Source organism: Azotobacter beijerinckii, from assembly GCF_900110885.1.
In the GTDB taxonomy this organism is placed as follows: domain Bacteria; phylum Pseudomonadota; class Gammaproteobacteria; order Pseudomonadales; family Pseudomonadaceae; genus Azotobacter; species Azotobacter beijerinckii.
The window spans coordinates 1-14,922 of the sequence record NZ_FOFJ01000047.1 but is presented as its reverse complement, the minus strand read 5'-3'; the positions used below and the strand labels follow the sequence as shown (position 1 = coordinate 14,922).

12 protein-coding genes and 1 pseudogene are annotated in these 14,922 nt (G+C 69.5%); 3 read left to right on the top strand and 10 right to left on the bottom strand.

Translation table 11 applies throughout. From position 1 onward, the window contains the following. The first annotated feature begins 28 nt into the window (after nt 1-28). Nucleotides 29-1,152, top strand: a pseudogene (locus BMY22_RS17585) (NADH:flavin oxidoreductase/NADH oxidase). A gap of 388 nt (nt 1,153-1,540) precedes the next feature. Here BMY22_RS17585 and BMY22_RS17580 read toward each other — a convergent pair. From BMY22_RS17580 to BMY22_RS17530, 10 genes are all read right to left on the bottom strand, one after another. Then, on the bottom strand, nt 1,541-2,485 hold the full coding sequence (locus BMY22_RS17580) for an ABC transporter substrate-binding protein (protein WP_090624201.1): 945 nt from the start codon (nt 2,483-2,485) through the stop codon (nt 1,541-1,543). Between the two features lie 16 nt (nt 2,486-2,501). After that, complete coding sequence (locus BMY22_RS17575) at nt 2,502-3,485, bottom strand: ABC transporter substrate-binding protein (protein WP_090624199.1); 984 nt, start codon at nt 3,483-3,485, stop codon at nt 2,502-2,504. 17 nt (nt 3,486-3,502) lie between these two features. Continuing rightward, nucleotides 3,503-4,276, bottom strand: a complete 774-nt coding sequence (locus tag BMY22_RS17570) for a class II aldolase/adducin family protein (RefSeq protein ID WP_090624198.1) — start codon at nt 4,274-4,276, stop codon at nt 3,503-3,505. A gap of 14 nt (nt 4,277-4,290) precedes the next feature. Then, nucleotides 4,291-5,262 (bottom strand): ABC transporter substrate-binding protein, encoded by a 972-nt coding sequence (locus BMY22_RS17565; protein WP_090624196.1) that lies wholly within the window; start codon nt 5,260-5,262, stop codon nt 4,291-4,293. A gap of 9 nt (nt 5,263-5,271) precedes the next feature. Beyond that, nucleotides 5,272-6,450 (bottom strand): acyl-CoA dehydrogenase family protein, encoded by a 1,179-nt coding sequence (locus tag BMY22_RS17560; protein WP_090624194.1) that lies wholly within the window; start codon nt 6,448-6,450, stop codon nt 5,272-5,274. Beyond that, the gene (locus BMY22_RS17555; RefSeq protein ID WP_090624192.1) at nt 6,451-7,776 is read right to left on the bottom strand and encodes an LLM class flavin-dependent oxidoreductase; all 1,326 of its coding nucleotides are present in this window, start codon (nt 7,774-7,776) and stop codon (nt 6,451-6,453) included. A 136-nt stretch (nt 7,777-7,912) separates the two neighbouring features. After that, nucleotides 7,913-9,004 (bottom strand): LLM class flavin-dependent oxidoreductase, encoded by a 1,092-nt coding sequence (locus BMY22_RS17550; protein ID WP_090624190.1) that lies wholly within the window; start codon nt 9,002-9,004, stop codon nt 7,913-7,915. A 946-nt stretch (nt 9,005-9,950) separates the two neighbouring features. After that, nucleotides 9,951-10,226 (bottom strand): hypothetical protein, encoded by a 276-nt coding sequence (locus BMY22_RS17540; RefSeq protein WP_244158907.1) that lies wholly within the window; start codon nt 10,224-10,226, stop codon nt 9,951-9,953. Between the two features lie 187 nt (nt 10,227-10,413). Beyond that, entirely contained in the window at nt 10,414-11,550 is a 1,137-nt protein-coding gene (locus tag BMY22_RS17535; RefSeq protein WP_090624187.1) for a glycerate kinase, read from the bottom strand. A 127-nt stretch (nt 11,551-11,677) separates the two neighbouring features. Further along, nucleotides 11,678-12,793 carry a sugar diacid recognition domain-containing protein gene (locus BMY22_RS17530; RefSeq protein ID WP_090624185.1) on the bottom strand — a complete coding sequence of 372 codons (1,116 nt, stop codon included), beginning with the start codon at nt 12,791-12,793 and terminating at the stop codon, nt 11,678-11,680. A gap of 270 nt (nt 12,794-13,063) precedes the next feature. Here BMY22_RS17530 and BMY22_RS17525 point away from each other — a divergent pair, with 270 nt between their 5' ends. Together BMY22_RS17525 and BMY22_RS17520 are read left to right on the top strand one after the other, a co-directional pair. Next, a complete protein-coding gene (locus BMY22_RS17525) occupies nt 13,064-14,374 on the top strand; it encodes an MFS transporter (RefSeq protein ID WP_090624183.1) in 1,311 nt (436 codons plus the stop codon). Nucleotides 14,375-14,501: 127 nt separating this feature from the next. Beyond that, on the top strand, nt 14,502-14,922 hold a 421-nt coding region (locus BMY22_RS17520), incomplete at its 3' end, for a pyruvate kinase (RefSeq protein ID WP_244158906.1).

Sequence of the window (14,922 nt, the reverse complement as noted above, 5' to 3'; positions counted from 1 at the left end):
ATTCAATCTCACCGCACGAGGAAGCTCCATGTCCGCTCTGTTCCAGCCATACACGCTGAAGGATGTCACCCTGCGCAACCGTATCGCCGTTCCGCCCATGTGCGTGTACATGGCCAACGACGGTCTGATCAACGAGTGGCATAAAGTGCATTACGCCAGCATCGCCAGGGGGGGGCGGGGCTGGTGATCGTCGAGGCCACCGCCGTCTCGCCGGAGGGCCGCATCTCCCCCGGCTGCCCCGGGATCTGGAACGACCAACTGGCCCAGGCCTTCGTGCCGGTGGTCCAGGCCATCAAGGCCGAGGGGGCCGTGCCCGGCATCCAGATCGCCCACGCCGGCCGCAAGGCCAGCGCCAACCGTCCCTGGGAGGGCGACGACCACATCGCCGAGGGCGATCCGCGCGGCTGGCAGACCATCGCCCCCTCGGCCATTCCCTTCGGCCGCCACCTGCCGAACGTGCCCAGGGCCATGACCCTGGAGGACATCGCCCGGGTGCGGGACGATTTCGTCGCCGCGGCGTGCCGGGCGCGCGATGCCGGGTTCGAGTGGCTGGAGCTGCATTTCGCCCACGGCTACCTGGCGCAGAGCTTCTTCTCCGAACATTCCAACCAGCGCACCGATGCCTACGGCGGCAGCTTCGACAAGCGCTGCCGCTTCCTGCTGGAGACCCTGGCGGCAGTCCGCGAGGTATGGCCGGAACATCTGCCGCTGACCGCCCGCTTCGGGGTGATCGAGTTCGATGGCCGGGACGAACAGACCTTCGCCGAATCCATCGAACTGGCCCGTCGCTTCAAGCAGACTGGCCTGGACCTGCTGAGCGTCAGCATCGGCTTCACCATCGCGGACACCACTATTCCCTGGGCACCCGGCTTCATGGGGCCGATCGCCGAGCGGGTACGCCGCGAGGTGGGCATCCCGGTGGCATCGGCCTGGGGCTTCGGCACCCCGCAGGTCGCCGAGCGGGCCGTCAAGGAAGGCCAGCTGGACCTCGCCATGATCGGCCGCGCCCACCTGGCCGACCCGCACTGGCCGTATGCCGCGGCCCAAGAGCTGGGTATCGAGCGCCCGTCCTGGACGCTGCCGGCGCCCTATGCCCACTGGCTGGGGCGTTACCACACGTGGAATCGGAGCACGAACGACTCTCAGCGTTGAGGTTACGCAGCAAGATGGAATCGGCCTCTGGGGTCTGTCGACGTGTTGGCACAGCCCGCGCCACAGCGCGGGCTGTGCCGGGCCGCTTGGCCGGGGGAAACCCATTCGCCCGACGGGCGGGCTCGCAGAGGTCATGAAAGTTGCGGGAGCGTCCCGGCAAGGGGCGCTCCCGCATGGTTGTCCGGCCTGCCCAGGGGCAGGCGGCGACTCAGAGGTTGTGAAAAAATCGAATAGCGCCGCGAGAACCTCTCCAACCACCTTCAGAACGGCGTGCTACGTGAAATGCAGGAGAGTTTGCGGACCAAATAGTCTCACTTTTCACGTAGCGCAACGTTTTAGCGGGGGTTTTGAAGGGGGCTCAGCAGCAGCTTGAATTTTTCACAGCCTCTCAGGGCTGCAATGCCTCGGCGAAGGACCCGTCGATCACCTCATCCACCTTGAAAGCCTTGGGCAGGGCGCCGGTTTCCTTGAGGAAGTCGGCGGTTTCCTGGTAGTCGCGGGCGGCCTGTGCGTCCACCGGGGCGACGCTCATGCCGGCCTGGCCGATCCAGTGGCGGGACACCGCCGGGTCGAGGTTGGCCTTCTGCGCCCAGAGCTCGGCGTACTCGCTCTTGTGCGCTTCGACCCAGGCGCGTGCCCGCTTGAGGCGGCCGAGGAAGTCGGCGATGGCGGCGCGCTTGGGTTCGAGGGAGGCGGCGTTGGCGGCGATGCTGGACAGCCCCGGCATCAGGCCCTTGGCGGTGAGCAGCGGGCGGGCGCCGGAGAAGAGGGTCTGCTGGGAAATGTACGGCTCCCACACCGGGAAGGCGTCGATGCTGCCTTGCGGCAGCGCGGCGGCGGCGTCGATCGGCATCAGCTTGACGAACTCGACGTAGTCGCCGGGCAGGCCGGCCTTCTGCAGGGCGCGCAAAGTCAACTGTTGACTCCAGGCACCGGGCCAGTAGGCGACCTTCTTGCCCTTGAGGTCCTCGATGGTCTTGGCCGGCGAGGCCTTGGGCACCAGCAGGGCGATGGTGTCCGGGTTCTGCCGGGAAACGCCGATCAGCCTGACCGGCGCACCCTTGGCGGCGAGGAAGATGAACCCCGAGTCGCCGAGAAAGCCGAGGTCCAGCGCCCCGGCGTCCAGGCCTTCGGCCAGCGGCGCGGCGGACTGGAAGTGTTTCCACTCGACCCGATAGGGCGCGCCCTCCAGCGTGCCGGAGGCCTCCAGCGAGGCGCGCACGTTGTAGTAGTTCTGATCGCCGATGCGCAGCACGCTGTCGGCGGCCTGGCTCAGGGGCGCGGCCAGCAGCAGGCTGGCCAGGCCGTTACGCAGAAAACGCGAAAGCTTCATGGGTAATCCTTGGTGTTCAGGGCCTGGCCGGCGGCGGGGTCAGGCTCGCCGCCTGCGCGGGCGGGCCGATCCGGAAGCCGTGGTCGAAGGTCGGCGCCACGTCCAGGCGCTGCGGCAGCAGGGCGTGGGCTTGGTAGAAGTCGGCGGTCGCCTGTTGCTGGGCGACGGTCGCCGCGTCCACCGCCTGCCAGCGCAGTTCGCGACGGGCGAAGGACAGGCGGGCCGCGTCCTCGGGAAAGCCGATGATCCGCGCCAGGGTTTTGGCGTAGTCGTCGACATGACCGTAGGCCCAGTGCTGGGCGCCGTTCAGGCGCTGCAGATAATCCTGCAGCGCCTCGCGGCGGGCCGGATCGGCCAGCGCCTTATCGGTGGCGGCGAGGTAGCTGTTGCCGGCCCACAGGCCGCGGCCGTCGACCAGCACCCGGCCCTGGCCGCTGCTTTCGGCCAGGGCGGTGTAGGGTTCCCAGGTCGCCCAGGCGTCCACCGAGCCGTTGGCCAGGGCAATCTTCGCGTCCACCGGGCCGAGGAAGCGGAACTCCACGTCCTGCTCGGCGAGCCCGGCCTTTTCCAGCGCCTTGAGGGCGACGAAATGGCCGATCGAGCCGCGCCCGGTGGCGATGCGCTTGCCCTTGAGGTCGGCGGCGGTTTTCAGTGGACTGTCCCCGGCCACCAGCAGTGCGGTGCCGTAGGGGTTGGACTTGTTCACCGCGATGGCCTTGACCTGGGCGCCGGCGGCCAGGCTGAACAGCAGCGGCGCGTCGCCGATGATCCCGGCGTCCACCGCGCCGGCGTTGAGGGCTTCGGCCAGCGGCGCGGCGGCGGGGAATTCCGACCACTGGATGACGTAGGGCAGATCCTTCAGCGCATCGGCCGCCTCCAGCTGGGCGCGCATGTTGCCCTTCTGGTCGGCGATGCGCAGGGTCAGCGGTTCGGCGGCCTGGGCCGGGAAGGCATGCAGGAAGAGGGTGGCGGCCAGCGCGGCCAGGGCGGTGCTTTTCATCGCAAGCCTCCTTGCGCTCAGCGGGCGAAGCCCGGATCGTCGCGCTCGAGCTGGCGCAGGTAGGCGTCCCAGTGGGAGTGGTGACGGCCCTGGACGACGGCGTCCTCGAAGGCCCGCGCGGCCTTTTCCGCCACCGCTTCGGGCAGGATGTGCAGCGCCGCGCCGCCGGACTGCGCGGCGAGCTGGGCGGCGCAGGCGCGCTCCAGGTAATAGAGGTTGTAGAAAGCCTCCTCGATGTTCCGGCCGCTGGTGAGCAGGCCGTGGTTGCGCAGGATCAGCGCATCGTGCTCACCGATGTCGGCGACCAGCCGCTGCTGCTCGTCCAGGTCCAGGGCGATGCCTTCGTAGTCATGGTAGGCCAGGCGCTTGTGGAAGCGCGTGGCGTGCTGGGAAATCATCAGCAGGCCGTCGCGCTGCGCCGATACGCCGATGCCGGCGGTGGTGTGGGTGTGCAGCACCGCATGGGTGTGCTCGCGGGCGCCGTGGATGGCGCTGTGGATCACGTAGCCGGCGCGGTTGATGCCGAGGCCGGTGGGGTCGTCGAGCAGGGTGCCGTCGATGTCCACCTTGACCAGGCTGGAGGCGGTGATCTCGTCGAAGGCCAGGCCGTAGGGGTTGATCAGGAAGTGCCGGTCCGGCCCCGGCACCCGCACCGAGAAGTGGGTGTAGATGTGGTCGGTCCAGCGCAGCCGGGCGGCCAGGCGATAGGTGGCGGCCAGCTTGACGCGGGCCTCCCATTCGGCGGCGCCGACGCGCTCCTTGACCGAGTCGATCCGGGTGATGGCGTTCATGAGGGGGAATCTCCTTAACGGGCCGCCTGGGCGGGCGGCGATGGCAGGTAACGGTTGAAAGAGGCGTCGAACAGGCTGGCGGCCGGATAGTTCTTGATCAGGCCGATCCGGCTGAAGAAGTCCACGGTCTGCTGGGCCTCGGCGACCGCCTGGTCGTCGATCGGCCGCACGCGGATAGCCGCGCCGGAGAACCAGCGGCGGGCGATGTCGCGTTCGGCGCGGGTCAGTTCGGCCCAGGTGTCGGCATATTTCTCGCTATTGGCCGGATTCTGGCGGACCCACTCGCGGGCCTGCTGCAGACGGCGGAGGAAGTCGCCGAGCAGTTCGCGCTTGTCGGCGATGGCCTTGTCGGTGGCGACGACGAAGCTCTGCGCCGGGATCAGGCCCTCGGCGGTGGTCAGGACGCGCGCGCCGTTGCGCAGCTGCTGGCTGACGTAGGGCTCCCAGGTGGCGATCACGTCCACCGCGCCGCCCTCTAGGGCGTGGGAGGCGTCCAGGGCGCCGAGGTAGCGCAGCTGCAGCTCGTCGGGGGAAACCCCGGCCCGTTCCAGGGCGGTGAACAACAACTGCTGGCTCCAGGAGCCCTTCCAGATCGCCGCGTTCCTGCCGCGCAGGTCCGCCAGGCTGTGGATCGGCGAATCCTTGCGGACCAGCACGGCCACCCCGTCGAGGTTCTGGGTGCTGACGCCGATCACCTTGATCGGCGCGCCCAGCGCGCCGAGGAACAGCGGCGGCGCGTCGCCCAGCAGGCCCACGTCGAGGCTGCCGGTGTTCAGCGCCTCGGCCACCGGCGAGCCGGCGGTGAACTGCTTCCACTCCAGGGCGTAGGGCAGGTCGGCGAGCACCCCGGCGGCCTCCATGACCGTGCGGTTGTTGAAGCTCTGATCGCCGACCACCAGGGTGGCGGCGAGGGCCTGGGCGCCAGCGAGCAGGGAGCTGCCGAGCAGCGCGGCGCCGAGCAGGCGTTTGAAGCGTTTTCCGGGCATGGCGTGTCCTCAGGTGTAGGCCCGCACCGGCGGGTACCGGCCGTTCAGGGCGTACTCGCCGACTTCCAGCAGCTTGTGGGCGAGCGGGTCGTGCAGGCTGTGGGTGCGCGTGTCGCGCCAGAAGCGGTCGAAGGCGTAGCGGTTGTGGGTGGCGCGTGCGCCCATCACCTCGAACACCCGGCTGGTGACGTCCAGCGCGGTGCGCGCGGCGAGCACCTTGGCGGCGGCCACCTCGATGGCGGCCTCGCCGCGCAGCTCGGCGGTGAAGGCTTCGTCCGCGGCGAGCAGCTCGTCGACCTTGAGCGCGGCGCGGTCGGCCAGGGCGATGGCGCCCTGCAGGGCGATCCACAGCTCGCCGAACTGGCTGACCAGCAGCGGGTCCTGATGGGCCTTGTCGACGCCGGCGTGCAGCCAGGCGCGGCCTTCGCGGTGCACGTAGGCGCGCGCCGCGCGCAGCGCGCCGAGGGCGCTGCCGAGGTAGAACTGGGTGAAGGCGGACTGGTTGACCGGGGTGCGGATCACCGCGGAGAAGTCGTCGCCGTCCTCCAGGTCGTTGGCGATGACTTCGCCGGGTTCGGCGCGCACTTCGCTGAGGACGAAGCTGCCGCTGTCGCTGCGCTCCACGCCGAAGTGGTCCCAGTCGTCGGCGTAGTGCAGGCCGGGACGGTCGGCGGGGATCAGCGCCATCAGCCGCCGGCTGTCGCGGGCATGCCGCGCGCTGACGCTGAGCAGGTCGGCGAAGGCCGCGCCGCTGCAGAAGCCCTTGCGGCCGTCGAGGCGGAAACCCTCGCCGTCCGGCGTGGCGATGATGTCGTCGTCGCGCGGGTTGACCACCCCGGCCAGCCACAGCCGGCGTTCGGCGATTTCCGCCAGCAGGTGGTCGCGGCGCGGCTGCGGCTCGCGGCGCAGGTTGACCACGTTGAGCTGGTGGTAGCCGTAGAGCATGCCGACCGAGCCGTCGCCGGCGGCCAGTTCGCGGATGGTGCGGACGATCAGCGACCAGCGCTGGCCGGCGCCGCCCAGCTCGCGGGGGATCGCCAGGTTGGTCAGGCCGCTGTCCTTGAGGCGCCGCAGCTGGGCGTCGGGGCGTTCGCGGGTGCGGGTGCGGCGGGCGATGTCGCGGGTGAATTCCTCGCCGATCTCGTGGGCCAGCGCCAGCCAGTCCTCGGCGGTCGTGGGGGTGCCCATTCAGGCCTCCAGGGGGCCGAGGCCCAGGTGTTCGCGCAGGGTCGTGCCCTCGTAGGCGCGGCGGTAGAGACCCAGGCGCTGCAGGTGCGGCACCACGCTCTCGGCGAATTCGGCGAAGGAGCCCGGCAGGTAGCCGGGGGAGATCACGAAGCCGTCGCAGCCGCCGGCGTTGAAGATCTCCGCCAGCTGCTCGGCGATCTGCACGCCGCTGCCCACCAGCTGCGGCACGCGCACGCTGCTGGCGAAGCTTTGCGCGAGTTCGCCGAGGCTCAGCGAGGCGCCCAGCGAGCGCAGTTTCTCGGCCACCGCCGGCGGCGTGCCGGGCTGTGCGGCGATCGCTTCCAGGCGGGTGTCCAGGGGGAAGGCGGAGAAGTCGAAGTTGAGCTGCGCGGCGAGGGTCGCCAGGCCGATCTCCGGGCGCGCCAGGGCGTTGTGGCGGTCGCGCTTGGCGCGCGCCTCGGCCTCGCTGCCGCCGATGAAGGGCATCACCGCGGTGAGCACCTTGCACTGGTCCGCCGCCCGGCCCTGGGCGATCACCTGCCGGCGCACGTCGTCGCGGAAGGCGCGCATGGCCGGCAGGTTGCCGTGGATGCTGAAGATCGCCTCGGCCCAGCGCGCGCCGAAACGCCGGCCGCGGCCGCTGGAGCCGGCCTGGATCAGCAGCGGGCGGCCCTGCGGGCTGCGCGGGATGTTCAGCGGGCCTTCGACCTTGAACCACTCGCCGTGGTGGGCGACGTCGCGGACCCCGGCCGGGTCGGCGAGGATGCCCCGTTCGCGGTCGAGCTTGAGCGCGTCCGGCGCCCAGCTGCTCCACAGCTTCAGGGCGACCTCGACGAACTCGTCGGCGCGGTCGTAGCGCAGGTCGTGTTCCAGATGGCGGTCCTTGCCGAACAGCCGGCCCTCGCTGTCGTTCATCGAGGTGACGATGTTCCAGGCGGCGCGCCCGCGCGACAGGTGGTCGAGGGTGGCCAGCGAGCGGGCCACGTGGGCCGGCTCGTAATAGGTGGTGGAGCGGGTGACGCCGAGGCCGAGCCGGCGCGTCTGGCCGACCAGGTAGGAGAGGATCGGCAGCGGGTCGAGGCGGGTGGCGTCCTGGGCGCCGTAGCGCAGCGCCAGTTCGCGGGAGCCGCCCAGCTGGTCGCCGATGGCGAAGCGGTCGGCGAAGAACAGCAGGTCGAACAGGCCTTCCTCCAGCACCCGGGCGCTGCGCGCGTAGTACTCGGGATCGAGGTAGTCGCCGAGGGTGTCCGGGTGGCGCCAGACGGCATGGCTGTGGACGACGGGGCCGGCGAGCAGGAAGCCGGCCAGGTGGATCTGGCGGCTCATCGGTCGGTCTCGCGGTCGGGCAGGGGAAGGAGGCTCGCCGGGGCGAGCAGCGGGTTGGTCATGAAGCGGTCTCCACGAAAGGCTGTGGAGCGCTCCGCTGGTGCGGTCGCGCCGGGTTCTGCGGCGGGGAGGGGGCTCAGGCGCGGCGGGCGCTGCTCTGCAGGTCGCGTTCGGCCGCCTTGGCGCGGATCAGCGGGATCAGCTCGCGGCCGTAGTCGACGGCGTCGTTGAGCGGGTCGAAGCCGCGGATCAGGATGTTGCGGATGCCCAGGTCGTAGTAGTCGATCAGGGCGTCGGCGACCTGTTCGGGGGTGCCGACCAGCGCGGTGGAGTTGTGGCCGCCGCCGACCAGTCCGGCGATGCCGGTCCACAGGCGCTTGTCGACCCGCTCGCCCTGGGCCACGGTGGCGCGCAGGCGCTGGGCGCCGATGCTTTCCGGCTTGAGGGAGAGTTCCGGACGGGCCACTTCCTGGCGCGAACGGGCGCGGCTCAGGATGACCTCGGCCTTGGCCCAGGCGGCGTCCTCGGTGGCGGCGACGATCGGCCGGAAGGACACGCTGAACTCGATGTGGCGGCCATGTTTGGCCGCCTCGGCGCGCACCCGCTCGACCAGTTCGCGGGTCTGCTGCAGGGATTCGCCCCACAGCATGTAGACGTCGGCGTGCTTGCCGGCGACGCGGATCGCCGCGTCCGAGGCGCCGCTGAAATACACCGGCAGGTGCGGCTTCTGCTCGCTCTTGACCGCCGAGAAGGCCTGCTCGACCCGATAGAACTCGCCCTGGTGGTCGAACGGCTGCTCGGCGGTCCAGGTCTTGCGCACCACCTCGAGGAACTCGTCGGTGCGCGCATAGCGCCGGTCGTGGTCGAGGAAATCGCCGTCCTTGCGCTGCTCGGTGTCGCTGCCGCCGCTGATCACGTTCAGCGCCAGGCGGCCGTCGAGCAGCTGGTCGAGGGTGGCCAGCTTGCGCGCGGCCAGGGTCGGCGCGACGAAGCCCGGGCGGTGCGCGAGCAAGAGGCCGATGCGGCTGGTGGACAGGCCGGCCAGGGCGGTGACCAGGAAGCCGTCGGGCTGGTCGGACCAGTAGCCGACCAGAATGCGGTCGAAGCCGGCGTTCTCGTGCGCCTGGGCGAAGTTGCGGATGTAGTGCTTGTCGAACACCGGACCCACCGGGGCGATGGTTTCCGAGGAAAGTCGATGGCCGATCATGCCGAGAATCTGAACGCTCATGTGCCGGGCTCCTGCCTGTGCGAGGGTTGGAAAGGACAAGGGCCTGTTCGTTTCTTATAAGAAAAGGATCTTGTCCGGCTGGTTGCTTAGAAGGCTACAGAGGCAGGCAGAATGATGGAAATTCATTTTTTGCATATTCTAATATGTAAAAAATGAATGTAGTGGTGTGGGGTGTCGGTTGTGGTAGCGGGGGAAGAGCGGGGAAGGGGGATGCCACTTTCGACACCTACCGCTGGAGTGTGGCCTGGCTTTGGCGGGTGCCGGCCTGTTTTCTGGGATTATGACGAAGCGCTTTCCTCGGCTCCACCGACAGGTTTCGCCTTGCACGGCGAGTCACTTTCTCTTTGCTCGCGCGAAAGAGAAAGTAACCAAAGAGAAAGCGCGCCCGACATCCGGCCCTGCGCTGCGCTCCGGGTTCCCTCGCTCCGGCACTGCTCCGGGGGCACGTCACGAAGGGACGTCCTTGTCCCTTCGTGACTCGCTCGGCGTCCTGCCTCGCGTCCCCCTGCGCAGTGCCTACGCTCGGCCTCCTGACGGGACCGGGGAGTGGGCTGAAAGTTGGGCAGAAAGCTGGAAGCAAGTTTGGCTGTAATCATGTGACTTTGCTTTTGCATCTTGATGCAGAGCTTGTCAGGCAGCGCCGAGCGCCCCTTGCAGGAGGCCGAGCGGAGTCGTTGCGCAAGGGGTTGAGCCGCATGGATGCGGCGAAAGGCCCGATGGCCATGGATGGCCTTTCGGGCCGGACTCCTGGAGCGACGACGGAGGGAGGGAACCCGGAGCGCAGCGCAGGGCCGATGGAGGGGCAAGCGGTTTTGGTTACTTTTGCCGCGACTGGCAAAAGTGACCCGCCGTGCAAGGCGGAACCTGTCGGTATGGCCGAGGAAAGCGCCTCGTCATGACGCTCTGGAGGTGGGCAAGCACCCACCCGAAACCAGCATCGCGATGCTCACACCATAAACGGGACCCCGCCAACCAGGCGCGTGCTGGAGGCCGCGTCTTTTGTCCCGGTCTTGGCCGCTTTCGGCTCCGGCGCCGGAACGAGGCTGCCGGCCAGCACCATCGCCACGAACACGGCAATGCATCCCCAGACCAGCACCGACAGGCGTTTGGGTACTTGTCCGGTCTTTCGGTTCCTGAACAGCGACGGCGCGATCACGCCGACGATCGTGGCCGCCGCCAGTACCAGCGCGAGAACGCTGAGAATCCCAGCCAGTAAAGGCATCTATTTCTATCTCCCACTGCGAAGGAGTGAGCGCCTTTGGCGCGCGGGCGGAGCGGATAGATCGCCCGGGGCCGACGCTGCACGGGGTCCGGCCAGGGTGGCCGTCGTATCCCGGGCGACTGTATCGCCATCCGCCCGGACTGTCTTCACCGCGTGCGGGTCTCCACGCCAGGGCAAACGTCGCCCTTCAGCCCCGCGCCAGTTGCCAGAGCCGGGCGATGTCGGCGGCGCGCCGGCGCAGCAGGAGTGGGGCGTCGGCGAGGGCGGTGGCCAGGCTGATCGGGCCGGGAACCAGGCTGAAGGCGGCGTCGATGCCGTGGCCATAGAGGCGCTCGTAGCCCTCGCCGAGCATCCCGGCCAGGGCGACGACCGGCACACCGTGGCGCTTGGCGATGGTCGCCACGCCCATCGGGGTCTTGCCGTACAGGGTCTGCTCGTCGATCCGGCCCTCGCCGGTGATCACCAGGTCGGCACCCACCATGGCCTGTTCCAGGTTGCTGACCTGCGCGACCAGCTCGATGCCGGGGCGGAAGGTCGCGCCGAGGAAGGTCCGCGCCGCGAAGCCGATCCCGCCGGCCGCACCGCAGCCGGGGCTGTCCCGCGCGTCGCGGCCCAGCGCCGCCGCGCAGACGTCGGCAAAGCGGCCGAGGGCGGCGTCGAGCTGGCGCACCTGCTCCGGCGTCGCGCCTTTCTGCGGACCGAACACGTGCGAGGCGCCGCGCGGCCCGCACAGCGGGTTGTCGACGTCGCAGGCGACCTCGAAGTCCACCGTCGCCAGGCGCGGATCGAGGCCGCTCAGGTCGATCCGCTGCAACTGCGCCAGCGCCGCGCCGCCGGGCGGCAGCGGGCGCCCCTCGGCGTCCTCGAAGCGCGCGCCGAGGGCGCGCAGCATGCCGCTGCCGGCGTCGTTGGTGGCGCTGCCGCCGAAGCCGAGGACGATCCGCTCGGCGCCGGCTTCCAGCGCCGCGAGGATCAGCTCGCCGGTGCCGTAGGTGCAGCTGCGCAAGGCATCGCGGCGGTCCGCCGGCACCAGGTGCAGGCCGCTGGCCGCGGCCATCTCGATCACCGCGCTGCGGCTCCCGGCGACCCAGCCCCAGTGCGCCGCCACCGGCTCGCCGAGCGGGCCGCGCACCAGGCTTTCGCGCCGCTCGCCGCCGACCGCAGCGATCACCGCGTCCACCGTGCCCTCGCCGCCGTCGGCCATCGGCCGGCAGAGCAGCTCGGCCTGCGGCCAGACTTCGCCGAGCCCGGCGGCGATGGCCGCGGCCACGTCGGTGGCCGACAGGCTTTCCTTGAACGAATCGGGAGCGATGACGATTTTCATGGCGGATCTTCTCTTGTGGGTATGGGATGCGCACAGGCGCAGGCTTCATTCTGCTGGGCAATCGCCCGGCGCGCGTCGACGGAACGACCAAGAGCGGCACGCCATTTCTGTGCAAAAGCACAAAGCCTCAGGCGGCCGGTTCGTCCCACGGCAGCAGCTGCATGCCCAGGTAGAGGGTCAGCAGGCCATCCAGGCGCAGCGCGTCGACCCCGCTCAGCTCGGCGATCCGTTCCAGGCGGTAGCGCAGGCTGTTGCGGTGCACGCCGAGGGCATCGGCGCAGGCCTGGCTGTGCCCGCGGTGCTCGCACCAGCTGCGCAGGGTGCCGAGCAACTGGCCGCCGGCGTCGCGGGCACGCAGCCGCTGCAGCGGCCGCAGCAGTTCCTCGACCGCCTCGTCGTCGCGGTAGTGCCAGAGCAGCGCCGGCAGGCGGTAACGCGACAGGCCGAGCAGCCGCTGGCGGGGGAGGATCGCCCGGCCGTAGGCGAGCAGATCGCGTACCCGGCGGTAACCGTGGCGCATGCCCTCGACGCCCTCGGCCAACTCGCCGACGGCGACGCGCAGGATCTGCCAGCCCTGCGCCGCGAGCCGTTCCAGCAGCTGTGTCTGGGCCTGCTCGTCGAGGCTGGCTCCTGGCTGGCACCAGAGCAGCGAGCCGGCCGCCGGCGATACGCACCAGCTGTCCGGATGGCGCCCCAGCAGCCAGTCGCCCAGTCGCTCGGCAGATTGTCCCTCGGCCAGCTCGAACAGCCAGGGGGTGCGCGCCAACTGCGGCTTGAGGCCGAGCAAGCGGGCTTCGTCGAGCAGCCGGGGAGCATCGCCGCCGTCCTCCAGGAGCAGCGCCATCAGGTCGTCGCTGCGCTGACGGCGCCACTGGTGCTCGGCCTGCTGGTGGCGCTGGGCGACCAGCATTTCGGCGGTCATGCGCAGCAGCTCGCCGTAGAGGCGCACCTGCTCCGGGTCGCCGGTGATGCCCAGCACGCCGATCAGCCGCCGGTCGAAGAACAGCGGCAGGTTGATCCCCGGCTGTACGCCCTTCAGGCAGGACGCCGCCTGGCTGTCGATCGCCACCACCCGGGCGTTGGACAGCACCAGTTGCGCGCCTTCGTGCCGGGTATCGATCCGGCTGGGCTCGCCGCTGGCGAGGATCAGCCCCTGGCTGTCCATCACGTTGACGTTGTACGGCAGGATCGCCATCGCCCGCGTGACGATGTCCTGCGCCAGCTCATGGTCCAGTTCGAACATGCAAGTCCACTCCCGTGGCGAAACCTGTCCAGCCCTCTCGGAAGGGCCTCTCCAATTGTGTACGCCAGTCCCGCGCCGGTGTCCCGCATCCCGATGGGGCGCCCAGCATCGGCTCGTCCCCCGGCCGGGGCATTGTTCATCTGCACAACCTGGCAGGCCGGCCATCGTGCAGATCGCCGAAGACGATGGCCAGTCGATGATTGAGACTCCGCAGCCAAGGAGCCCGTGGTGGATCGCGGCTCCGAACGACAACCACAAGAGAGATAAGAAATGTCCGTCCCCAACAGCACCGCAGCCTGCTCCGTCGCTGCCCAGGACGAACGGAACGCGCTGTACCGCAAGATCACCTGGCGGATCATCCCCTTCATCTTCGTCTGCTACCTGTTCAACTACATCGACCGCGTCAACGTCGGCTTCGCCAAGCTGCAGATGCTCAAGGACCTGTCGTTCAGCGAAACCATCTACGGCCTCGGTGCCGGGATCTTCTTCATCGGCTATGTGCTGTGCGGCGTGCCCAGCAACCTGGCGCTGACCCGCTTCGGCCCGCGCCGCTGGATCGCCGTGATGATGATCGCCTGGGGCCTGCTCTCGACCGCCCTGCTGCTGGTCAAGACGCCCGAGCAGTTCTACATCCTGCGCCTGTTCACCGGCGCCGCCGAGGCCGGCTTCTTCCCGGGCATGGTGCTCTACCTCTCCCAGTGGTTCCCGGCCAATCGCCGCGGTCGCATCATGGCCCTGTTCATGGCGGCGATCCCGGTGTCCGGCCTGGTGGGCGGGCCCTTCTCCGGGTGGATTCTCAACCACTTCGCGCTCGGCCAGGGCGGACTCGCCGGCTGGCAGTGGATGTTCCTGATCCAGGGCCTGCCGACCGTGCTGCTCGGCGTGCTGGCGATCTTCATGCTCAGCGACGGCTTCGCCAAGGCCCGCTGGCTGAGCGACGACGAACGCCGCCTGCTCGAAGCCGACCTGAGCGCCGACGAAGCGAGCAAGGTACGGGGAGTATCCGACTCGGTGTCCGCGGTGCTGCGCAATCCCACCGTGTGGGCCTTCGGCCTGGTCTACTTCTGCATCCAGAGCGGGGTCTACGCGATCAACTTCTGGCTGCCGTCGATCATCAAGTCCCTGGGCTTCAGCGATGCCCTGGTGATCGGCTGGATCAGCGCGATTCCCTACCTGCTGGCCGGCCTCTTCATGCAACTGGTCGGCCACCTGTCCGACCTGGGCGGCGAACGCCGCTGGTACCTGGTGGTGCCGATGTGGATGGGCGCCGCCGGGCTGATCGTCGCGGTGAGCTTCGCCGGCAACCCGGTCATGGCCATTTTCGGCCTGAGCATCGCGACCATGGGCGCGCTCACCGGCCTGCCGATGTTCTGGCCGCTGCCGACCGCCTTCCTCAGTACCGCCGCGGCCGCCGCCGGTCTGGCCCTGATCAACTCCATGGGGCAGATCGCCGGCTTCGTCAGCCCCTATCTGGTCGGCTGGATCAAGGACATGACCGGCACCACCGACGTCGCCCTGTACCTGCTGGCCGGGATGACCGTGCTCGGCAGCCTGGTCGCCCTGAGCGTCAGCCGCCGCTGAGCGGCACCGGGACGGCAGCGCTTGCGCGCGGCCGTCCCGCCTGGCAGGACCGGGGCCGCCAATCGCCCGGCTCCGCCAGTCGTTTCACCCGAGCCTCCACAAGAACGTTTCCAGAGGAATGAACGCCATGCTGCGAAGAACCAAGATCGTCGCCACCCTCGGCCCGGCCACCGAAACCCCCGAAGTCCTCGAAGGACTGATCCTCGCCGGGGTCGACGTGGTGCGCCTGAACTTCTCCCACGGCAAGGCCGAGGAACATAGGGCCCGCGCCGCGCTGGTGCGCGAGATGGCCGCCAAGCACGGGCGCTTCGTCGCCATCCTCGCCGACCTGCAGGGCCCGAAGATCCGCATCTCGCGCTTCGCCGAGGGCAAGGTGACGCTGCACAAGGGCCAGCGCTTCGTCCTCGACGCCGCCCTGGACAAGAACGCCGGCGACGCGACCCGCGTCGGCATCGACTACGAGGCGCTGATCACCGACAGCAAGCCCGGCGACGTCCTGCTGCTCGACGACGGCCGCGTGGTGCTCAAGACCCTCGAGGTCAAGGCCA

Excerpts from the sequence above, each read along its gene's own strand:
- BMY22_RS17560 (WP_090624194.1), bottom strand. The coding sequence starts at position 6,450 with ATGGGCACCCCCACGACCGCCGAGGACTGGCTGGCGCTGGCCCACGAG.
- BMY22_RS17525 (WP_090624183.1), top strand. The coding sequence starts at position 13,064 with ATGTCCGTCCCCAACAGCACCGCAGCCTGCTCCGTCGCTGCCCAGGAC.
- BMY22_RS17575 (WP_090624199.1), bottom strand. The coding sequence starts at position 3,485 with ATGAAAAGCACCGCCCTGGCCGCGCTGGCCGCCACCCTCTTCCTGCAT.
- BMY22_RS17550 (WP_090624190.1), bottom strand. The coding sequence starts at position 9,004 with ATGAGCGTTCAGATTCTCGGCATGATCGGCCATCGACTTTCCTCGGAA.
- BMY22_RS17540 (WP_244158907.1), bottom strand. The coding sequence starts at position 10,226 with ATGCCTTTACTGGCTGGGATTCTCAGCGTTCTCGCGCTGGTACTGGCG.
- BMY22_RS17555 (WP_090624192.1), bottom strand. The coding sequence starts at position 7,776 with ATGAGCCGCCAGATCCACCTGGCCGGCTTCCTGCTCGCCGGCCCCGTC.
- BMY22_RS17535 (WP_090624187.1), bottom strand. The coding sequence starts at position 11,550 with ATGAAAATCGTCATCGCTCCCGATTCGTTCAAGGAAAGCCTGTCGGCC.
- BMY22_RS17565 (WP_090624196.1), bottom strand. The coding sequence starts at position 5,262 with ATGCCCGGAAAACGCTTCAAACGCCTGCTCGGCGCCGCGCTGCTCGGC.
- BMY22_RS17570 (WP_090624198.1), bottom strand. The coding sequence starts at position 4,276 with ATGAACGCCATCACCCGGATCGACTCGGTCAAGGAGCGCGTCGGCGCC.
- BMY22_RS17580 (WP_090624201.1), bottom strand. The coding sequence starts at position 2,485 with ATGAAGCTTTCGCGTTTTCTGCGTAACGGCCTGGCCAGCCTGCTGCTG.
- BMY22_RS17530 (WP_090624185.1), bottom strand. The coding sequence starts at position 12,793 with ATGTTCGAACTGGACCATGAGCTGGCGCAGGACATCGTCACGCGGGCG.